Raw genomic sequence first — 19,459 nt, forward strand, 5'->3', positions numbered from 1 at the left:
CCGCTGCTCAGGCCTTCTTGGCGCACTCCGCGCAGGTGCCGAAGATCTCCAGGGTGTGCGCGATGTCGCTGAACCCGTGCTCCGCGGCGACCGCGTTGGCCCAGCGTTCCACCGCTGGGCCCTCCACCTCGACGGTCGCGCCGCAGTGCCGGCACACCAGGTGGTGGTGGTGTCCGCTGCTGCACCGGCGGTAGACGGCCTCGCCGTCGGCGGTGCGCAGCACGTCCACCTCGCCTGCGTCGGCGAGCGACTGCAGGGTGCGGTAGACCGTGGTCAGACCGACGGAGTCCCCGCGGTGCTTGAGCATGTCGTGGAGCTCCTGCGCGCTGCGGAAGTCCTCGATCTCGTCCAGGGCCGCCGAGACGGCGGCACGTTGCCGGGTCGAGCGGGCGCGCGGCGACGGGCCTGCGGTGGTCACCGTGGGTCCTCCTGGGGTGGTGGGCGTCTCGCACCTCATTGTGCCAGCCCCGCCCCCCGCTCCGGAGTGATCGCGTCGGAGGAACCGCGGCCCGGGAGTTGCCCCGGGATCTGCCCCGGGAATTCTTCGGGGAGTTGACCCGGGAATTGTTCCGGCAGGGCGACGTTGCAGACCTTCGGTCCGGGGTCCGCGACGCCCCTGCGGTGGCGCCGCCGGGCGAGCGGCGCGGCGAGCAGGCTGAACACCGCGAAGACCGCGATGGCGAGCAGCACGATGGCCGGGCCGGAGGGCACGTTGAGGTGGTAGGAGCCGGTGACGCCGGCCAGCGAGACCACCACGCCGAGCGCGATCGAGGCCGCCTGGGTGGCGGCGAACGACCGGGTGAGCTGCTGGGCGGCGACCACCGGGACCACCATCAGGGCACTGACCAGCAGCAGCCCGACCACCCGCATCGCGACGGTGACGGTGACGGCGGCCATCACCGCGAGCAGCAGGTTGAGCGTGCGCACCGGCAGGCCGGTGACCCGGGCGAAGTCCTCGTCCTGGCAGATCGCGAAGAGCTGTCGGCGCAGGCCGACGGTGACCGCGACGACCACCGCGCCGAGCACCGCGATGGTGATCAGGTCGGTCGGGGCGACGGTGAGGATGGAGCCCCACAGGTAGCTCTCCAGCGAGCCGGCGCCGGCCTGGGCGGAGAGCGAGACGAGCAGCTTGCCGCAGGCCATGCCGCCGTAGAAGAGCATCGCCAGGGCGATGTCGCCGCGCTGGTTGCCGCGCGAGCGGACCAGTTCCATCGTGACGGCGCCGAGCACGCAGACCAGCACGGCCATCCAGACCGGGCTGGTCTGGAAGATGAAGCCGAGGCCGACGCCGGTCATCGCGACGTGTCCCATGCCGTCGCCCATCAGGGCCTGCCGGCGCTGCACCAGGTAGATGCCGACGGCCGGTGCGGTGATCCCGACCAGGACGGCGGCGAGCAGGGCGCGCTGCATGAAGTCGTAGGAGAGCATCTCGGTCATGCCAGCAGCCTCGGCGGGGTGTGGTCGGCGTGCGGGTGGACGTGGTCGTGGCCGGGCAGCGCGTGCAGGCCGGTGTTGGGCACGGGCGGGCCGTCGTGCGCGACGCAGCCGTCCCGCAGCACCACGGCGCGGTCGATCAGCGGTTCCAGCGGCCCGAGTTCGTGCAGCACGAGGAGGACGGCGGCGCCGCGGGCGACCTCGGCGCGCAGGGTGTCGGCGAGCACCTGCTGGCTGGCGGCGTCCACGCCGGCCATCGGCTCGTCCATGATCAGCAGGTCGGGGGTGCCGACCAGGGCGCGGGCGATCAGCACCCGCTGCTGCTGGCCGCCGGACAGGTCGGCGACGCCGTCCCCGGCCCGCTCCAGCATGCCGACGGCGGCCAGCGCGCGGTCCACCGCCGCGCGGTCCCGGCGGCGGAACGGCAGCAGCCGGTGCTGCGGCAGCCGCCCGGTGGAGACCACTTCGCGCACGGTGGCCGGCACGCCGGAGGCGGCGGTGGTGCGCTGCGGGACGTACCCGATCCGGTGCCAGGCGCGGAAGCCGGCGTACGGGATGCCGAACAGCTCCAGCGTGCCCTGCCCCAGCGGGACGGAGCCGATCACGGCCTTGACGGTGGTGGACTTGCCGGAGCCGTTGGCGCCGAGCAGGGCGACCACCTCGCCGGGCTGGACGGTGAGGTCGACGCCGCGCAGCACCGGCCGACCGCCGCGCGAGGCGACGGCGTCGCGGAGGCGGACGGCCGGGGGTATCGGGTGGGTCATGGTGCTGTCGTCCCGTCAGCTGGTGGGGGTGCCGGTCGTGGTGGGAGTGGTGCCGGTCGCGGCGGGGGTGGCGCCGAGGGCGGCCTGGAGGTTGGCCAGGTTCTGCTTCATGACCGAGAGGTAGTCCTCCTTGCCCGGGTCCTTGACGCCCTCCAGCGGGTCCAGTACGGCGGTCTTGAGGCCGAGGTCCTTGGCGACGGTGTCGGCGAGCTTGGGGCTGACCAGGGTCTCGAAGAAGATCGTGGTGACGCCGTTGTCCTTGGCGGCCTTCTGCACCTCGGCGAGGCGGGCCGGGGTGGGCTCGGACTCGGGGTCGACGCCGTTGATGGCGACCTGGGTGAGGCCGTAGTGGTCGGCGAGGTAGCCGAAGGCGGCGTGGCTGGTGACGAAGGTCTTGGACTTGGCGTCCTTCAGGCCGTCCCGGAACTCCTGGTCCAGCGCCGTCAGCCGGCCGACCAGGTCGTCGGTGTTCTTGCGGTAGTCGTCGGCGTGGGCCGGGTCGGCCTTGGCGAACCCGTCGCCGACGCTCTTGGCGATCGCCGCGTAGCGGGTCGGGTCGAGCCAGATGTGCGGGTCGCCGGCCGGGCCGTCGTGCTGGTGGCCGTCGGCCTCGGTGCCCTCGTCGAGGTGGTGGTCGACCAGCGGGCTGGCGGCGGTGGCGTCGATCTTGTACTTGGCCGAGGACTGGCCGACGGCCTGGTCGACGGTGGGCTGCAGGCCCTTGAGGTAGATGATCGCGTCGGACTTCTGGACGGTGGCGACCTGCTTGGCGGTGAGCTCCAGGTCGTGCGGCTCGACGCCGGCCGCGGTGAGGTCGGTGACCGCGACGTGCTCCTTGCCGATCTGCTGGGCCAGGTACTCCATCGGGTAGAAGGAGGCGACGACCTTCAGCTTGCCGTCGGCGCTCTGGGCGCTGCTGCTGCCACCGCAGGCGGTCAGGACGAGGGAGGCGGTGAGGGCGGTGGCGGCGATGGCTATGGAGCTGCGGGTACGTCGTCCGATCATCATGACAATCATTCTCATCTTATCTGGAAATGATTGTCAACTCACTCGGACGGGTGAACGGCAGGTGGCCGTGGCTGGGAGGGGCCGGACGATACCGATTTGAACCCCGTACCCATATGGCCGGTAACCTGAGGTATTCGGGTACGCGCAACCAGCCGTGCCCTGACCGTGCCGTACGTACTGAAGAGAGCACTGTGGCCGCCGACAAGATCGACACGATCGTCAGCCTGAGCAAGCGCCGTGGCTTCGTCTACCCCTGCAGCGAGATCTACGGCGGCACGCGTGCCGCCTGGGACTACGGGCCGCTGGGCGTCGAACTCAAGGAGAACATCAAGCGCCAGTGGTGGCGCGCGATGGTCCAGGCCCGTGAGGACGTCGTGGGACTCGACTCGTCGGTGATCCTCGCGCGCGAGGTGTGGGAGGCCTCCGGCCACGTCGCCACCTTCAACGACCCGCTGACCGAGTGCCTCTCCTGCCACAAGCGCCACCGGGCCGACCACCTGGAGGAGAAGTACGAGGCCAAGCACGGCTTCCCGCCGCCGAACGGCCTCAAGGACGTCAACTGCCCCGACTGCGGCACCAAGGGCCAGTTCACCGAGCCCAAGGACTTCTCGGGCATGCTGAAGACCCACCTCGGCGTCACCGAGGAGGCCAGCGGCCTGGCCTTCCTGCGGCCCGAGACCGCCCAGGGCATCTTCACCAACTTCAAGGCCGTCCAGACCACGTCGCGCAAGAAGCCGCCGTTCGGCATCGCCCAGACCGGCAAGAGCTTCCGCAACGAGATCACCCCCGGCAACTTCATCTTCCGCACTCGCGAGTTCGAGCAGATGGAGATGGAGTTCTTCGTCAAGCCGGGCGAGGACGAGCAGTGGCACGAGTACTGGCTCCAGCAGCGCTGGGACTGGTACGTCGGCCTGGGCCTGCGCACCGAGAACATGCGCTTCTTCGAGCACCCGAAGGAGAAGCTCTCCCACTACGCCAAGCGCACGGTGGACATCGAGTACCGCTTCAACTTCGGCGGCAGCGAGTTCTCGGAGCTGGAGGGCGTCGCCAACCGCACCGACTACGACCTGCGGGTGCACAGCGAGGCGTCCGGCCAGGACCTCAAGTACTTCGACCAGGAGAGCGGCGAGCGGTACTTCCCGTACGTCATCGAGCCGGCGGCCGGCCTCAACCGCGCCATGCTGGCCTTCCTGATCGACGCCTACTTCGAGGACGAGGCGCCCAACGCCAAGGGCGTCATGGAGAAGCGCGTCGGCATGCGGCTCGACCCGCGCCTGGCCCCGGTCAAGGTCGCCGTCCTGCCGCTGTCGCGCAACGCCGACCTCTCCCCGAAGGCCCGCGGCCTCGCCGCCGACCTGCGCACCGCGTGGAACGTCGAGTTCGACGACGCCGGCGCCATCGGCAAGCGCTACCGCCGCCAGGACGAGATCGGCACGCCGTTCTGCGTCACCGTCGACTTCGACACCCTCGAGGACAACGCGGTGACCGTCCGCGACCGCGACACCATGTCGCAGGAGCGCGTCTCGCTCGACCAGGTCAAGGCGTACCTGGGTGCGCGGCTGATCGGCTGCTGAGCCTGCTCCGCCCGTCTGGAGCCCTCGTTCGCCCCGGTCCGTCCGGGGCGGACGGGGGCTCCCGCGTGTTCCCGTCGTTCCCGCCCTCTGCTCACCGTCTGCGCTTACCGTCTGCCCCAGCGGGAACGGGGGGCCGCGGCCGGTTCGGTCGGCAGGCCGGCGCTGCGCAGGGCGGCCAGCGTCGTCCGGTGCCGGGCGCCGTCGGCGAGCAGCGCGGCGAGCAACCGCCCGTACAGCTCCGGGCTGGTGTCCAACGCGGCCGCCAGCTTGACCAGCTCCACCGGCGGGCGCAGCGCCGCCAGCTCGTACAGCAGGACGGTCGCGAGCTCGGCCGGCAGCTCCGTCGCCAGCGCGGCCAGCTCCGCCGTCGGCCGGCCGGCCGCCTGGCGCAGCAGCGTCCGCACGTCGGCGTGCCGGCCCGTGCGGCGCAGGCCGGTCGCCAGCGCCGTCAGCTCCGGCGTCGGTGCCGAACCCCACTCCCACAGCAGCGTCGCGCCGTCCGCGCCCTGCCCGGCCCGCTCCAGCGCGGCCAGCAGGGCGGGCAGGGCCGACGCCGGATAGCCCCAGAACGCGTGGAACAGTTCCGCCGCCTCCTCCGCCAGCCCCAGCTCGCGCAACTCCGCCAGCATCGCCACCGCCTGCTCGGGGGCGCACTGCGCGGCGCTCCTGGCCAGGTGCAGGGACGCGCCCGTCGGGCCGCGCCGGGAGAGCATGCCGGCCAGCAGCGCGGCGTCCGCCGGATCGAGGCCGGTGGCCGCCCGGGACAGCAGCTCCGTCGCCTCGGCGAAGGCGCCGGCGCGGTGCAGGGCCGCCACCCGCTCGGCGAGGGCGCCGATGTCGGGTCGGGCGGGTCGGTCCTGGGGCGGCGGGGCCTGGGCCGGTTGCGGCTCCGGCTGTCGGCTCCGCAGCCGGTTCTCCAACGCCTCCAGCCGATCGCTCAGTTGGAGGCAGCGGGCGCCCAGGCCCTCGCGCAGGGCGCGCGCCTGCGCCAGCTGCCGCAGCAGGTCCCCGTCCGGCCGCTGGCGGCCCGGCACCGCCCGGATCGCCTCGTTCAACCGCCGCTCCCGCTGGCTCGCGTAGCGGCTCGCGCGCAGTAACTCGTCCAGCTCCGCCCGGAGTTCGTAGGCCTGTTGCTCGCCCTCCGGGTCCTGGCCCGCGGATTGTGCCGTCGGCCGCATGCGCATGATCGCCCCACCCCGTCCATCTCTCCCCTGACTGCGGGACATCCTGGCGTCGCTATATGGCGGGGGAGTTAAGGGAGCGCGTCCAGTCGTGCGCGGCTGGTGTCAAGGAGCGCGCAGACGGCGGTCGTTGCGGGAAGTGCGCCGGTCGCGCTCCGCGGCGGGCCGACCGCCCTCATGCGGCCAGTCGTGCCCGCGCCTCCATCAGGGCGAAGCCGAGCAGGTTCAACCCCTGCCACTCGTCGGGCCGTTCCGCGCGGATGTCGTCGGCCGCGAGCCCGATGCCCCAGATCCGGTCCACCGGGCTGGCCTCGACCAGGACGCGGTCGCCGGTGCCCAGCAGGTAGGCGCGCAGCGCCTCGTCCTGGCCGAACTTCGCGACGTTCCCCTCGACGACCAGCTCGAACCGGCCGGCCGTCCAGGCCGCGTCGTCGAACCCCTTGACCAGCCGCCCCAGCTTCTTCGCCTCGGCCGGCGTGCGGGCCGCCAGCACCTGCTGCTCGATGGCCTCGTCCCCGAACATCCGGGCCTTCCCCGCCATCATCCAGTGCTCGGCGGACGCGTACGCCACCCCGCCGACGGTGAACTCCCCGGGCCACCACTGGCTCAGGCACTCCTGCCGCGTCCCCCCGCCCTTCCGCTCGGTGTGCCCCCAGAACATCAGCCACTTCGGCCGCACCCCGGTGGCCATCAGTGCCGCCAGCTCCACCCGGCTACGGACGTCGGCAGGGCTCCCCACGCGCATCTCGCTCATATCGTCATTCTGACGCAAAGGGAGCCGTCGGGCCAGCGGGTTTTCGGTGGCCGGCCGGGTCAGTTGGCGGGTAGGGCGTTCGCCATGTCCCGGAAGCGGGGCGACACGCGCATCAAGCCGTCCGAGCCGACGTTGAGGTTCTCGATCCAGCCGTCCCGGTACCAGAAGAGCGACGGGGTCAGCGGGGCCGGATCGCCGGCCGCGAGCTCCTTCGACAGGTCGATCAGGAAGCGGATGGCGTTCAGCGACAGGCTGGTGCGGATCGGCACGGCGCAGAGCGCGTTGTTCGTCGGCAGGGCGACCAGGGCCCCGTTGGGCAGCTCGACGCCCCCTCCCAGAGCGTTCTCCAGGCGCAGCGCGTGGGCGGCTCCGGGCCAGGCCCCCATGCCGTTGACGGTGTGGATGGTGTCGCCGTTGGACGCGTCGAAGACCTGCCGGTTGAGCTGCTCGGTGGCCAGGTTCGCGAAGGCCCGCTCCCACAGCTCGGCCCGGCTGATGCTCCACTGGTCGGCGGCGTGTTCGGCTATCGACAGGGCCTCGGTCTTGCCGGCCCGCTTGCCGGCGTCCACGCAGAGGACGACCGACAGCTCGTCGTCGATCTGCCGCGCCATCGGATCGGGCCCCAGGCCGCGGCTCCTGGTGATCAGGAGCCGCAGCCGGTCCCGGACCTCGAAGACCGAGATCGTCGCGAGCGCCTGGCACGGGCCGTGCTCGTCGCACAGCGGCCTCGGAAGGTTCTTGCGGCTGCCGAACAGTGGCATGGGTGACTCCCCGGGTGGTTGCGGTGGTCGGACCGAGCCACAGCATTCCATCGGTTGGCCCTGCCGTCCCGAGATCACCCCATTCCCGGAAGTGTTCTGTCGAGCCGTCAGGTAGTGGTGTGCTCCCAGCGGAGGGCGGGGTGGCCGTCGACCCAGTAGTGGGTCGCCCGGTCGGTGATCCGCAGGCGGACGGCGGTGAGGTCGGGGCGGCCGGCCTCCTGCCAGGCGGTGAGGATGCGCTCGACCTCGTCCCACAGGGCGACCGGGCCGCTCTGGTGGACCGTCCAGCCGTAGGTGTCGTCGGCGACCTCGGCGACGGATCCGGGGGTGGACAGGCAGTAGATCGACTCCAGATCCTCCCCGATTGAGACGGTGAACTTGGACTCTGGGAAGGAGAGTTGGGCGAGAATGGCCGGCGCCGGGTTGTTGAGGAGGGTGGGGGAGACGTGCGCCAGTCGCTTCGGCTCGGTGGTTGCCGCCCGGGCCGTGAGGTTGCCGACCGGGGGCACCGGACGATCGGGCCGGACGGGAGGGAGGGCGGAGCGGCCGATGATCCGGCCGTCGGCGGTGCCGTCCGCGTGGACGGTGACCTTGGCCAGGCCGGCGCCCTCGGGCCAGGTGCCGACCGTGGCCAGGATCGTGCCGCCGGGTTTGGTCTGCCGCACCCAGGTGTGGGGGATGCGGCGCACCGCGTGGGTGGCGATCACCCGGTCGTGCGTGACCTCGGGGTCGCCCTCGGCGGTGGTGACGTTGCGCTCGCCGAGGAGGTGGCGGAGCAGGGCCGTCGAGTAGCCCGTGCCGGCGCCGATCTCCAGCACGGTGTGCCCGTCCTCGGCGCCCAGGGCGTCGATCATGCGGACGGTGGCGGCCGGGGCGGTGGTGGAGGCGGTGGGGAAGCCCCGGACGGGCGCGGAGACCTGGTCGGCGGTCAGATGCCCGTTGAGCTGGGTGACCAGCGACCGATTGCTGTGCGCGAGTTCGACCCACTCCGCCGGATCGGCGCCGCGCTCGGTCACCGGCCGCCAGCGGCGCCTGCCGGTGGACACGAACACCCCGGGCCGCAGGAACGGCTCCCGGGGCACGGCCTCCACGGCGGCGCGCAGTGCCGGGCTGGTCAGGGCGCCGTCCGCCTCAAGCCGGTCGGCGAGTGTTCGGCGCGCGGCTGCGGTGTCCGGGGTCACGGTTCTCCCTCCTGGGGCGGGTGTGTACGTCTGTGCTGGATCGCCTTGCTGAGTGCGGAGTTGACCAGCACGGTGACAACGCAGAGTACGAGGAGGAAGAAGAGGTTCGCCATGCCGGGGTCGCTGTGGCGAAGCGGGCGGGAGGCGAGTGCCCCTGCGCCCGCCCCGGTCGCGATGGAGAACGCTGCGGCGGCGACCAGGGCGGGGTGGGGGCGGGTCGGTAGCGCCACGAGTTCTTCGGGGGCGGCGGGCCGATGTCCTCGGGTCGGGCCGTCCACTCGACGCCGCCATGGGGAGGGCGGAGGTGGAGGAGGCCGGCGACGAGGTCCATGACGACGCCGAGTCGCCCGGTGCGGCTGTCGTGGACGAGAGCGGCGTCGGGGGCGGTGGGGGTGGCGGCCGTCACGGGGTGAGCCAGCTGTCGAGCCGCACGGTGACCAACTTCCCGTTCGCACCCACGACTTTGGCGGCGAGGGGCACGCCGCCCGCCGCGTTGAGCGTGACGGTCGCACCGACGGAGGGGTGCCACGGCTGCTGGTCGGCCTGCTCGCGACGGGCGCGGACGCCGGCGCGGAGCACGTCGACGATCTGGACGACTACGGAGGTCGGGGCGGCGCCGAGGTCGATCAGGACGATGCCGGTGACGGAGGCGCACGCCCAGTCGATTCCGGGGGAGGGGAGTTGGGTACCGGCGTAGGCGAGGGTCGCCTTGAGGTCGTCGAGGGCGTCGGCGGCCTCGCGGCGGTCCTCGGCGGTGATTTTTCTGAGCATGGAAGCCATGGCGTTCGGATTTCCTTGCGTGACGAGACTGTCCGGAAATATGGCAATCGACTGACCGGCAATGATCGCGCTGTGTCATCACTCGATCACGATTCGATGCTCCACCTTGGCGTGGGCCGTTCCTACTGTGTTTGCGGGACGTTTGGGACACTTCGCGGCTATGGTTCGTCCCGTCCCCGATGTGCTGCGGAGATGGAATATGAACCATGGTCTTCGGCGCGCCTTGGCCAGTGCCAAGATGACGGAAGCGCAGCTGGCTGAGGCGTGTGGAGTCGACGCCAAGACCGTCAGTCGATGGATCGCCGATCCCGGCCGTACTCCCCATGCTCGGCATCGATGGGCGGCTTGTAGGGCGCTAGGTGAGGAGGAAGTCGCTTTGTGGCCTACTACTGCCCGCTTGACCCTTAGGACTGGCCCTGACCGAGAGGTTGTCCAGGTATTTCCGTACCGCTCGGCGGCGCCGTCCTCGCTCTGGCGATCGCTGATTACCAAGGCCGAGCGTGAGTTGACGTTCGCCGGCTACACCAACTACTTCCTGTGGCTTGAGCAGGCGAACCTTGCCGGTGCGTTGCGGCGGAAGGCTCAGGGGGGCTGTCGTGTGAGATTCCTCATCGGTGATCCTGACAGTCCAGTGACGAGAGCCCGTGAGTTTGAGGAGGGCGTTCCCCTCACGCTGGCTACACGGATCGCTGTGACCATCAGCGAGTTGGAGCGATTGCGAGATGTCTCGAACGTCGAGGGTCGGTTCGAGACCGGGCATGTGAACCTGTCTGTCTTCCGGTTCGATGACGAGATGCTGGTGACTCCGATCCTTGCCCGCAGGGTCGGCCACGACTCGCCCATGTTCCATCTTCGACGCACCCAGTCGGATGGCATGTTCGACCGATTCGCGGATCATGTCGAAGAGTTGTGGAGCCGAGGTCGAAGCATCTGGGAGGTGGCTGCGCATGGCCAGGCGTGATTTCGAGAACGACCCGCATGCGCCGAAGGCAAACAGCCTGGTGCCGGCGGCCTCTGTCGTCGTGGTCGACGGCGATGGCCGCGTACTCCTTCAGCGTCGTACCGACAACGGCATGTGGGCCTTGCCCGGCGGAAAGATGGAGCTCGGGGAGTCCCTCGCGGACTGCGGCGTCCGCGAAACCCGTGAGGAGACCGGTATCGACGTCGTCATCACCGGCATTGTGGGCACCTACACCGACCCTGGCCATGTTTTCGCCTATGACGACGGCGAGGTGCGGCAGGAGTTCTCCATTTGCTTGCTCGGTGAGCCGCTGGGTGGCGAACTCCGGGTCTCCGGCGAGTCGTTCGAGGTCGGCTGGTTCTCCCCAGCCGATGCCGACGGCCTGCCCATGGTGCCGAGCATCCGCAAGCGCCTCGCCGACTGGCGCAGCGGCCGCACCCCCGTCGTGCGCTGAGGCCTAGGAGTAGTGCTTGTGCAGGTCGTCGCTGATCAATCCGGTGCCGTGGTGGACGGCCTGGCTGGAGTAGGTCCCGCGCAGTTGGGCGGCGTGCGCGGTTCGCTGGTGTTCGATCAGCAGCCCTTCGGTGTCGTCCGAGTGGCCGCTGCGGGCCCGCTCTCGGCGGCCCAGGAGGACGGTCGTGCCGATGATGGCGGTCACGAGTGAGACCAGGAACGCGATGACGAAGGTCATGAGGTCTCACCTTTCCCCCGGTCCTGGATCGTCCCATGACGAACCATCTCCACGGAAGGGTCAGTTCCACCTGACCCGCCGCACGAGAAGTCGACCAGGTCGACTTCTCGTGCCGCGCGCCACGGGTTTCGGGGCCCGTCCCATCGAGCAGATCGGGAAGGGGGCATGACAACTCCCCCTTCCGGAAGCCGATGTGAGGAGCACTCATGAGCCCCACCCGTCGTGACGTCCTGCGCTGGGGAGCCGGTGCCGGTGGCGCCCTCCTGGCCGCCGCCGCGTTCAGCCCGTCTGCCGCCGCCGCCACCGTCATCCCGTCCGCCTGGATGAGCGCCCTGGGCGACGCCACGCCGCTGACCGCCCTGACGATCCCCGGCACCCACGACTCCTGCTGCACCGACCCGATGCACGGCACCGAGTGGTCCCACACCCAGAACTGGGGCCTGCCCGAGCAACTCCAGCGCGGCATCCGCTTCCTCGACATCCGCTGCAACGGACTCGCGGGGACGGCCGACGAACTCGGCATCTACCACAGCGACAACTACCAGTACGTCCGGCTCCAGGACGTCCTCGACCAGTGCCGCTCCTTCCTCGCCGCCAACCCGCGCGAGGCCCTGGTCATGCGGGTCAGGAACGAGTACGCGGGCGGGAACCGGCTCGACGACACCGAGTTCCAGCGCCGGATCAACCACTACCTGGACGACCTCGGCTACCGGGGCCTGTTCTGGACCGACCCCTCGTGGCCCACCCTCGGCCAGGCCCGCGGCCGCGTCGTCCTCGCCGCCGACTTCGCCAACCCGTGGTCGGTCATCCAGTGGTCCAGTGGCACCAACACCTGGTTCGCGACCCAGGACACCTTCCAGGGCATCAGCCTCGCCGCCAAGTCCCAGGCCGTCGTCGACTGGTTCGACCATGCCTTCCTCGACCAGGGCTCCCCGCGGATGTACGTGAACTTCACGAGCTACGCCAACGGCGGCTGGCCCAAGGTCAACGCGGCCGCCATCATGCCCCCCGTCCGCGACTACCTGAACGCCCGCCGCCAACAGGCCGCCCACTTCGGCATCGTCCCGATGGACTTCCCCGACTTCCACACCGACGTCCTGCAACTGCTCATCGACAAGAACTTCATCGGCCGCTGACCGGGGCCGCCGACCCGACCGCTGGGTAGCCTGCCGGCATGCCTGATCCCTCACCCTTCGCGGTCCCGAATCGCTTCGACGGTGACCCTGCCCGTGTCGCACTCGTCATTCCCGGAGTCGGTTACTCGCCCGCCAGGCCGCTGCTCCACTTCGCCCGCGCCGTGCTCCTCCAACACGGCTGGACGGTGCAGGAGTTGTGGTGGCAGGTCCCGGGCGACTTCTCCCGGTTCACCGTGGACGACCGGATCGCATGGGTCGAGCGGCAGGTCGGCCGGGCCGTCGCCGCGGAGGAGGGGGCCTGCGGTCTCCTGGTCGGCAAGTCCTTGGGCTCGCTCGCCTGTGGCATCGCAGCCGATCGGGGGATGGCGGCGGCCTGGCTGACGCCCGTCCTGACCCTCGACCAGGTGGCCCGCTCGCTGCGCCGATCCGAAGCGCCGACGCTCCTGGTCGGCGGGAGCGCCGACCAACTGTGGGATCGACAGGTCGCCGGGTCGGTGGGGCACGAGGTCCTGGAAGTACCCTCGGCGGATCACTCTCTTGAGCTGGCGGATGATCCCGTGGGGTCGGCCGGGGTGCTGCGGCAGGTCGTCTCGCGGCTGGACCGCTTCGTCGGCTCGCTCGACGTCTAGAGAGCGCCCGGAGCCGGTCGGCGGACGCCGAACCGGGGTGGGCGGCCCAGGCGGCGGGTTGCTCTTCGGCGTCGGTGGTGCTGGCCGGGGTGTCGCAGGTGAGGGCGGGTCCGCCGGTGTCCGGGCGGTGCAGGACCTTGGCGCGACGTGGCGGCGGCCCCGCGATCGGGTGTCGATCGCGGGGCCGCTGCCGTCGCCGTGGCCCGTGGGGCCGGTCGGCTCAGCCGATGGAGCGGGGGAGGCGGGTGGTCAGGTACAGGATGACGAAGGAGCCGATGAGCTGGAGGCCCAGGCAGAGGGCGAGGGCGCGGTCCATGCCGAGGCTGGGGGAGAGCGACAGGTAGAGGGTACCGAGGGTGGCGACGCCGAGGGCGAGGCTGGACTGCTGGCCGGTGGCCAGGACGCCGCTGCCGACGCCGGCCCGGGCGGCGGGCACCTTGGCGAGGACGACGCGGAACAGCGGGGTGCCGATCAGGCCCTGTCCGATGCCGGCGAGGGCGACGCCGGGCGCCATCCGCAGCGGGGAGAAGTGCGACCAGTCGGCGAGGACGGTGACGGCGAGGGTGGCCAGGCCGGCGGCCTGGATGACGGCGCCCGCGCTCAGTACCCGGCTGCCGTAGCGGCCGATCAGGCGGGGGCCGGAGAGCGAGGCGGTGAAGTAGCCGACGGCCATCGGGACGAGCGCCCAGCCGGCCGCGACCGGACCGAGGTGCAGGCCCTGCTGGAGGGCGACGGCGATGACGAACATGAAGCCGCCGAAGCCGGCGAAGTAGGGCAGGGCGATGCCGAGGCCGCGCCGCATCTCGGGGATGCGCAGCAGGGACGGCGGCACCAGCGGGGTGGCGCCGCGCCGCTCCGCCCGGCGTTCGACCAGGACGAAGGCGGCGGCGAGGACGGGGAACAGCCCGAGCAGCACCCAGGACCAGAGCGGCCAGCCGGCGGCGCGGCCCTCCATCAGCGGGACGAGCAGGGCGAGCAGCGAGGCGGTGAGCAGGACGGTGCCGGGCACGTCGACCCGGGCGGCCTGGGTGGCCCGGCTCTCCGGGACGTAGCGGACGGCGAGGACCAGGGCGAGCAGCGCGAACGGCACGTTGAGCAGGAAGACGGAGCGCCAGCCGGTGCCGAACAGGTCGGCGGCGACGAGCATGCCGCCGAGCACCTGCCCGATCACCACGGAGATGCCGCCGACGGCGCCGTAGATGCTGAGGGCGCGGCCGCGCCGGGCGCCGTCGGTGGCGGCGGTGATGGTGCCGAGGACCTGCGGGATCAGCAGCGCGGCGGAGGCGCCCTGGGCGGCGCGGGCGGCGACCAGCGTCCAGGCGCCGGGGGCGAGGCCGCAGGCGAGCGAGGTGAGGGCGAAGGTGGCGGCGCCGACGACGAAGAGCCGGCGGCGGCCGAAGATGTCGCCGAGGCGCCCGCCGAGGACGAGCAGGACGGCGAAGGCGATGCCGTAGCCGGCGGCGACGAGTTCGAGGACGGCGGGCCCGGCGGCCAGGTCGTGGTCGATGGTGGGGAGCGCGACGTTGACGATGAAGAAGTCGAGCATCGGCAGGAAGGCCCCGAGCAGGACGGTGACCAGCCCGGCGGTGCCGAGGGAGGGGGCAGCGGTGCGGGCGGCGGTCGCGGTCGCGGCGCCGGGGGTGGTGGCGGTGCGGACCGGGTCGGGGGCGACGGCGAGTTGTTGGGTCACGGGTCCTACGATCCGCCTGGCCGTACCCTGGTACCAGAGTGTGGTTATCCAGGTATAAGAAGTACCTGGCAACAGGCTCCGGGCTGGCGCATGCTAGGAACCATGAGCCTCACCACCCCGGCCGCGCAAGCCCGGTCCGCCTCGGTCGCGCAAGCCCGGACCACCCCGGCGACGCAAGCCCGGACCACCCCCGACGACGCCCGCCGGCACGACCTGGCGGCCTTCCTGCGCAGCCGCCGCGAGCGGATCGCGCCCGACCAGGTGGGCCTGCCCCCGACCGGCCGCCGCCGCACGCCGGGGCTGCGCCGCGAGGAGGTCGCGCAGCTCGCCGCCGTCGGGGTGACCTGGTACACGTGGTTGGAGCAGGGGCGCGACATCCAGGTGTCCACCCAGGTGCTGGACGCGGTCTCCCGCGCCCTGCTGCTGGACCCGAGCGAGCGCGCGCACCTGTTCACCCTGGCCGGCGCGGAGGATCCGGCGCCGGTGAAGGAGTGCCCCTCGGTCACCCAGAGCGTGCGGCTGGTGCTGGAGCAGATGGCGCCGTACCCGGCCGTGGCCGTCAACCCCCGCTACGACGTGCTCGCGTACAACGCCCAGTACACCGCGATCGTCGGCGATCTCAACGAACTTCCGCCCGAGGACCGCAACTTGATGTGGATGGCGTTCACCCCCTCGCGGTTCCGTGAGGTGCTGATCGACTACCGGACCGAACGCCTCGGCATGGTGGCCCGGTTCCGTGCCGCGATGGCCGACCACAGCGCGGAGCCCGCCTGGAAGGCACTGCTGGCCCGGCTGCTCAAGACCTCGCCGGACTTCGCGGAGGTCTGGCAGCGGCACGAGGTGATGGGGCCGAGCAACGGGATCAAGCGGTTCCAGGTGCCGGGCGTCGGGCTGCTGCGCTGCGAGTACACCAGCTTCTGGCTCGGCCCCCGACTCGGGACGCGGATGATCACGTACACCCCGTTGGACGAGGAGACCCGCGCGCTGATGAACCGGTTGCCCAGCAGCTTCTAGCCCTGCCCGACGGCTTCTAGCGGGGGGTGAGGACGGCACGCCCGAGCAGCACGCACACCACCGCGAGCGGCAGTTCGACGCCGAGCGCCATCACCAGGGCGGCGAGCACCGCGTGGCCCGGGCCGGCGCAGGCGATGTCGGCCAGCGCGTCCCCCGCGAGCAGCAGGGCCACCGCTCCGCCGGCCCAGCCGGCGGCGGCGCTGCGCCGGCGCAGCAGGGCGTCGAGCGAGAGCAGCGCGGAGAACTCCAGCAGGTCGAGCACCACCCACGGGGTCTCGTGGCAGGCGGCGAGGACCGCGAGCCAGGGCAGCAGCGCGACGGCGGCCACGACCGGCACCCGCTCGAAGCGGGCGGGCAGGACGAGGGCGGCGGCCGGGCGGCCGGCGAGGACGGCGGTGCTCATGCGGCCCCTCCGACGACTGCGGCCTCGCCCCGGCGCCGCACCCGCTCCAGCGGCTGCCGCTCGGTGGTGTCCCCGCCGGGGTGCCGGACCAGCACCCCGGTGTACGGGCCCTCGGCCCAGGCGAGCCAGAACCGCCCGGCGACCGTGACCACCTCGGCGCCGACGGCCGGTCGCTCGAACCGGAACGGCCCGGCCGACCAGAGCGACCGCACGGACCCGAGCGACCGCACGGACGGGAACGACCGCACGGACCGGAGCGGCCCGGCCAGCCGCCCGGCGGTGAACGCCACCGCGGGCGCACCCCCGTCGGCCGCCAGCCGGCCCCAGGCGAGCACGTGGTGCGCCCGCCCGCCCGCCGGGCTGCGCCGAGCACCGCGCAGCAGCTGTGGGGTGAGCCGGGCGGCGACCAGGACATCGGCCAACTCGCCGTCCTGGTACACCTCCAGCGCGGCCCGGCCGCGGCGGCCGACCAGGCTGCGGACCGACCAGGGCCCGGCCCCGACCGGCAGCGTCCCCTCCGGCCCCGCCGTCCGGCGGAGCGCGTCCCCGGGAACACCCCCGTGGCTCCCGGGGACGGGCCGCCGGGGCGGCGGGGTGGCGGAGTGCGATGCGGTGCTCGTCATGCCGTCCAGCTTCCCGTCGATCATGGGCCGCTGTCGGTGGTGCCGTGCTCCGAATCCGGGGTGTACCTAGATACACCCCGACCGTGAGCCCCCCTTCATGGTGGCCGTTGATCATCGCGCCCTACGCTGTCGGTCATGCCCTCCACCACGTTGCGCCGAGCGCTCGTCAGGAGCCTTCGGCGCCACCCGTGGTCGCCCGAGGCCTGGCGGGACACCCGCTTCATAGCCGCCGGCCTCCCGATGGCCCTGCCGGTCTGGCTGGCCGTCACCGAGTCCAAGCTGCTCTTCCCGATGACGGCCCTGGTCCTCATCTGCACGCGCCCGCTCACCGCCGCCCAGCGCGGCCGGCTGCGCGCCCTGCGCGGGGTGGAGGTGTCGCCGCCGCGCCCGGGCGAGCCGTGGGCCTGGCTGCCGGGCCGGCTGCTGCTGGGGCTGACCTGGCGCCAGAGCGTCCACCACCTGCTGGCCGGCCCGCTGCTGGCGGCGGGCGCGCTGGTGGTGCTGTACGCCTGGGGCGCCGGCGTGGTGATGGCGAGCGTGTACGGCTGGGTCTGGCTGATGCCCGTCGGCAGCCCGCTGCGCTCGGAGCTGGCCGGGCTGGACGTGGTGATCACGGTCGCCGGGGTGCTGCTGCTGGCCGTGATGCCCTGGCTGGCGGCGCTGGCGGCCTGGCTGGAGGTGCGCACGGCCCAGTTGCTGCTCGGCCCCAACCGGGCGGAGGCGCTGGAGCGGCGGGTCGAGGAGATCGCCGAGAGCCGGGCCGGGCTGGTCGACGTGGTGGACGCCGAGCGCCGCCGGATCGAGCGGGACCTGCACGACGGTGCCCAGCAGCGCCTGACCTCCCTCGCGATGAACCTGGGCCTGGCCCGGCGCACCCTCAAGGACGTCCCGCCCGAGGTCATGCAGGTGATCGTGGACGCGCACGAGGAGGCGCAGGCGGCCATCGACGAGCTGCGCGACCTGGTCCGCGGTCTGCACCCGGCGGTCCTGGAGGACCGCGGCCTGGACGCGGCGCTGTCCGGCATCGCGGCCCGCGCCCCGCTGCCGGTGCGCCTGGACGTCCACCTCGCCGAGCCGGTCGCCCCGACCGTCGAGGCGGTCGCCTACTTCACCGTCTCCGAGGCCCTGACCAACGTGGCCAAGCACGCCCGCGCCCAGCGGGTCGACCTCTCGGTGCGGACGGTCGGCGGCCGGCTGCGCCTGGTCATCAGCGACGACGGCGTGGGCGGCGCGGACGCCTCGCGCGGCACCGGGCTGACCGGCCTGCGCAAGCGCGCCGCCTCGGTCGACGGCACACTGTCCGTTCTCAGCCCCCTCGGGGGCCCCACCACCATCACCGTGGAGTTGCCGTGCGCGCTGTGATCGCCGAGGACTCGGTCCTGCTGAGGGTCGGCCTGGTCAAGGTCCTGGAGGCGGTGGGCTTCGAGGTCGCCGCCGCCGTCGGGGACGCCACCGAGTTGCTGGCGGCCGTCGAGGAGCACCGCCCGAAGGTGGTGGTGGCGGACGTCCGGATGCCTCCGGGCTTCACCGACGAGGGTGTGAAGGCCGCGCTGATGATCCGCCGGCAGTGGCCGGAGGTCGCCGTGCTGCTGCTCTCCCAGTACGTGGAGGAGCGCTACGCCGCCGACCTGCTGGCCACCAACACCAGCGGCGTCGGCTACCTGCTCAAGCAGCGGGTGGCCAACGTGGACGACTTCGTGGAGGCGCTGCAGCGGGTCGCTGCGGGCGGCACCGCGCTGGACCCGGAGGTGGTGGCCCAGCTGCTGGTGCGCCGCCACCGGGACCCGCTGGAGAAGCTGACCCCGCGCGAGCGGGACGTGCTCGGCCTGATGGCGGAGGGCCGCTCCAACGCCGCGATCGCGGCCGCCCTGGTGGTCAGCGACAGCGCGGTGGCCAAGCACATCAACTCGATCTTCACCAAGCTCGACCTGCCGCCGGCCGACGACAGCCACCGCCGGGTGCTGGCGGTGCTGCGGTTCCTGGAGGTCGGGTAGCCGTGGGCGGACCGACGAAGGCGTGGGGGCGGAAGGCCTGGCGGACCACCGGCACGCTCGCGATCGCGGTCGTCATGATCGGCGCCGGGATGCAGACCTGGGCGATGGTGGTGCAGCAGCAGACGACCTCGACGCAGCCGTACAACGTCGTCATCCACAAGCTCCGGCTGGACACCGGCAGCGCCTCGGTGCGGATCAGGGCGGGCCGCGACGGCCGGGTGGTGGTCCGGCAGAACCTGGACTGGATGGTGCGCAAGCCGTCGGTGTCGACCACCTTCGACGGTGACGTGCTCACGGTCGGCATGGAGTGCCGGAAGTTCCTGCCGTTCGCCGACTTCGGCTGCGGTGCCCAGATCGAGCTGGAGGTGCCGGCCGGTACCGACGTGTCGGGGCAGGTGAGTTCGGGCAGCGTCGAGGTGGACGGCCTGAGCGGCGGCGTCCGGATGGACCTCACCTCGGGCGAGCTGAAACTGACCGGCACGTCCGGACAGGTGTACGCGCACGCCACCTCCGGGATGGTGCAGGGCACCGGCCTGAGCTCGGAGCAGGTGTACGCGGAGACCACCTCGGGGGCGGTCGACCTGGCCTTCTCCAGGGCGCCGCGGTCGGTGGACACCAGGAGCGGGTCGGGCTCGGTGAAGCTGGCCCTGCCGCAGGACTCCCACTACGCCTTCAGCGGCGAGGTCGGCAGCGGCAGCCGCCACATCGACCCGAGCCTGGCGGACCCGGCCAGTCCGAACCGGATCCACGGCTCGGTCACCTCGGGCTCGATCACGATCGACCCGGCCTAGAGAGGCCCGGAGGGCCCTGGGGAGGCCCGGAGCGGCCCGGAAACAGGGGCTGACCCGAGTGGGGGACAATGGAGAGTCCCGTTCCCCTGC

The 19,459-nt window shown here is 72.1% G+C and carries 23 protein-coding genes; 9 read left to right on the forward strand and 14 right to left on the reverse strand.

Features of this window, described 5'->3' with window-relative positions; translation table 11 throughout:
- Nucleotides 1–7 precede the first annotated feature (7 nt).
- The 4 genes from ACIP37_RS07435 to ACIP37_RS07450 are packed head-to-tail and all read right to left on the reverse strand — an operon-like array spanning nucleotide 8 to nucleotide 3,206.
- Entirely contained in the window at nucleotides 8–418 is a 411-nt protein-coding gene (locus tag ACIP37_RS07435) for a Fur family transcriptional regulator (protein WP_350878206.1), read from the reverse strand.
- Between the two features lie 35 nt (nucleotides 419–453).
- Nucleotides 454–1,437 (reverse strand): metal ABC transporter permease, encoded by a 984-nt coding sequence (locus ACIP37_RS07440; RefSeq protein ID WP_400805395.1) that lies wholly within the window; start codon nucleotides 1,435–1,437, stop codon nucleotides 454–456.
- Nucleotides 1,434–2,198 carry a metal ABC transporter ATP-binding protein gene (locus ACIP37_RS07445; protein WP_350878204.1) on the reverse strand — a complete coding sequence of 255 codons (765 nt, stop codon included), beginning with the start codon at nucleotides 2,196–2,198 and terminating at the stop codon, nucleotides 1,434–1,436. The genes ACIP37_RS07440 and ACIP37_RS07445 overlap by 4 nt, the downstream gene beginning before the upstream one ends.
- 15 nt (nucleotides 2,199–2,213) lie before the next feature.
- A complete protein-coding gene (locus ACIP37_RS07450) occupies nucleotides 2,214–3,206 on the reverse strand; it encodes a metal ABC transporter substrate-binding protein (protein WP_363629219.1) in 993 nt (330 codons plus the stop codon).
- 191 nt (nucleotides 3,207–3,397) lie between these two features.
- Here ACIP37_RS07450 and ACIP37_RS07455 point away from each other — a divergent pair, with 191 nt between their 5' ends.
- Nucleotides 3,398–4,780 carry a glycine--tRNA ligase gene (locus ACIP37_RS07455; protein WP_030233601.1) on the forward strand — a complete coding sequence of 461 codons (1,383 nt, stop codon included), beginning with the start codon at nucleotides 3,398–3,400 and terminating at the stop codon, nucleotides 4,778–4,780.
- A 104-nt stretch (nucleotides 4,781–4,884) separates the two neighbouring features.
- On the opposite strand, the gene ACIP37_RS07460 is transcribed toward ACIP37_RS07455, so the two are convergent.
- From ACIP37_RS07460 to ACIP37_RS07485, 6 genes are all read right to left on the reverse strand, one after another.
- Nucleotides 4,885–5,964: a hypothetical protein gene (locus tag ACIP37_RS07460; RefSeq protein ID WP_400805398.1), complete on the reverse strand. Its 1,080-nt coding sequence runs from the start codon at nucleotides 5,962–5,964 to the stop codon at nucleotides 4,885–4,887.
- A 172-nt stretch (nucleotides 5,965–6,136) separates the two neighbouring features.
- A complete protein-coding gene (locus ACIP37_RS07465; protein WP_400805400.1) occupies nucleotides 6,137–6,715 on the reverse strand; it encodes an NADAR family protein in 579 nt (192 codons plus the stop codon).
- A 59-nt stretch (nucleotides 6,716–6,774) separates the two neighbouring features.
- Complete coding sequence (locus ACIP37_RS07470; RefSeq protein ID WP_363620303.1) at nucleotides 6,775–7,476, reverse strand: hypothetical protein; 702 nt, start codon at nucleotides 7,474–7,476, stop codon at nucleotides 6,775–6,777.
- Between the two features lie 107 nt (nucleotides 7,477–7,583).
- On the reverse strand, nucleotides 7,584–8,657 hold the full coding sequence (locus tag ACIP37_RS07475; RefSeq protein ID WP_400805401.1) for a methyltransferase: 1,074 nt from the start codon (nucleotides 8,655–8,657) through the stop codon (nucleotides 7,584–7,586).
- Complete coding sequence (locus ACIP37_RS07480; RefSeq protein WP_400805403.1) at nucleotides 8,654–8,887, reverse strand: hypothetical protein; 234 nt, start codon at nucleotides 8,885–8,887, stop codon at nucleotides 8,654–8,656. The genes ACIP37_RS07475 and ACIP37_RS07480 overlap by 4 nt, the downstream gene beginning before the upstream one ends.
- Before the next feature lie 172 nt (nucleotides 8,888–9,059).
- Nucleotides 9,060–9,437, reverse strand: a complete 378-nt coding sequence (locus ACIP37_RS07485; protein ID WP_400471018.1) for a hypothetical protein — start codon at nucleotides 9,435–9,437, stop codon at nucleotides 9,060–9,062.
- 397 nt (nucleotides 9,438–9,834) lie between these two features.
- Between ACIP37_RS07485 and ACIP37_RS07490 the strand changes: the two genes are divergently transcribed.
- Both ACIP37_RS07490 and ACIP37_RS07495 read left to right on the forward strand, forming a co-directional pair.
- Nucleotides 9,835–10,398, forward strand: a complete 564-nt coding sequence (locus ACIP37_RS07490; RefSeq protein WP_400805404.1) for a DUF5919 domain-containing protein — start codon at nucleotides 9,835–9,837, stop codon at nucleotides 10,396–10,398.
- The gene (locus ACIP37_RS07495; protein ID WP_363620312.1) at nucleotides 10,385–10,852 is read left to right on the forward strand and encodes an NUDIX domain-containing protein; all 468 of its coding nucleotides are present in this window, start codon (nucleotides 10,385–10,387) and stop codon (nucleotides 10,850–10,852) included. The genes ACIP37_RS07490 and ACIP37_RS07495 overlap by 14 nt, the downstream gene beginning before the upstream one ends.
- Before the next feature lie 3 nt (nucleotides 10,853–10,855).
- Here ACIP37_RS07495 and ACIP37_RS07500 read toward each other — a convergent pair whose 3' ends face one another.
- A complete protein-coding gene (locus ACIP37_RS07500) occupies nucleotides 10,856–11,089 on the reverse strand; it encodes a hypothetical protein (RefSeq protein ID WP_363629230.1) in 234 nt (77 codons plus the stop codon).
- A 206-nt stretch (nucleotides 11,090–11,295) separates the two neighbouring features.
- Here ACIP37_RS07500 and ACIP37_RS07505 point away from each other — a divergent pair, with 206 nt between their 5' ends.
- The gene (locus tag ACIP37_RS07505) at nucleotides 11,296–12,225 is read left to right on the forward strand and encodes a phosphatidylinositol-specific phospholipase C (RefSeq protein WP_400805406.1); all 930 of its coding nucleotides are present in this window, start codon (nucleotides 11,296–11,298) and stop codon (nucleotides 12,223–12,225) included.
- Nucleotides 12,226–12,263: 38 nt separating this feature from the next.
- Nucleotides 12,264–12,854 carry an alpha/beta hydrolase gene (locus ACIP37_RS07510; protein ID WP_363586340.1) on the forward strand — a complete coding sequence of 197 codons (591 nt, stop codon included), beginning with the start codon at nucleotides 12,264–12,266 and terminating at the stop codon, nucleotides 12,852–12,854.
- A gap of 220 nt (nucleotides 12,855–13,074) precedes the next feature.
- Here the strand turns inward: ACIP37_RS07510 and ACIP37_RS07515 are convergent, their stop codons facing one another.
- Nucleotides 13,075–14,544, reverse strand: a complete 1,470-nt coding sequence (locus tag ACIP37_RS07515) for an MFS transporter (RefSeq protein WP_400332398.1) — start codon at nucleotides 14,542–14,544, stop codon at nucleotides 13,075–13,077.
- A 102-nt stretch (nucleotides 14,545–14,646) separates the two neighbouring features.
- On the opposite strand from ACIP37_RS07515, the gene ACIP37_RS07520 reads away from it, so the two are divergent.
- Entirely contained in the window at nucleotides 14,647–15,558 is a 912-nt protein-coding gene (locus tag ACIP37_RS07520; protein WP_363629236.1) for a helix-turn-helix transcriptional regulator, read from the forward strand.
- A 16-nt stretch (nucleotides 15,559–15,574) separates the two neighbouring features.
- Here the strand turns inward: ACIP37_RS07520 and ACIP37_RS07525 are convergent, their stop codons facing one another.
- Nucleotides 15,575–15,961 (reverse strand): hypothetical protein, encoded by a 387-nt coding sequence (locus tag ACIP37_RS07525; protein WP_363586338.1) that lies wholly within the window; start codon nucleotides 15,959–15,961, stop codon nucleotides 15,575–15,577.
- Complete coding sequence (locus ACIP37_RS07530; protein WP_400805408.1) at nucleotides 15,958–16,584, reverse strand: hypothetical protein; 627 nt, start codon at nucleotides 16,582–16,584, stop codon at nucleotides 15,958–15,960. The genes ACIP37_RS07525 and ACIP37_RS07530 overlap by 4 nt, the downstream gene beginning before the upstream one ends.
- Before the next feature lie 135 nt (nucleotides 16,585–16,719).
- Between ACIP37_RS07530 and ACIP37_RS07535 the strand changes: the two genes are divergently transcribed.
- From ACIP37_RS07535 to ACIP37_RS07545, 3 genes are read left to right on the forward strand one after another with little or no spacing between them, the layout of a single operon-like run.
- Nucleotides 16,720–17,946 carry a sensor histidine kinase gene (locus ACIP37_RS07535; RefSeq protein WP_363629240.1) on the forward strand — a complete coding sequence of 409 codons (1,227 nt, stop codon included), beginning with the start codon at nucleotides 16,720–16,722 and terminating at the stop codon, nucleotides 17,944–17,946.
- Nucleotides 17,934–18,578, forward strand: a complete 645-nt coding sequence (locus ACIP37_RS07540) for a response regulator transcription factor (RefSeq protein WP_363620326.1) — start codon at nucleotides 17,934–17,936, stop codon at nucleotides 18,576–18,578. The genes ACIP37_RS07535 and ACIP37_RS07540 overlap by 13 nt, the downstream gene beginning before the upstream one ends.
- A 2-nt stretch (nucleotides 18,579–18,580) precedes the next feature.
- A complete protein-coding gene (locus ACIP37_RS07545) occupies nucleotides 18,581–19,369 on the forward strand; it encodes a DUF4097 family beta strand repeat-containing protein (RefSeq protein WP_363620328.1) in 789 nt (262 codons plus the stop codon).
- The last annotated feature ends 90 nt before the right edge of the window (nucleotides 19,370–19,459 follow it).

The organism is Kitasatospora sp. NPDC088861 (genome assembly GCF_044750105.1).
GTDB lineage: Bacteria > Actinomycetota > Actinomycetes > Streptomycetales > Streptomycetaceae > Kitasatospora.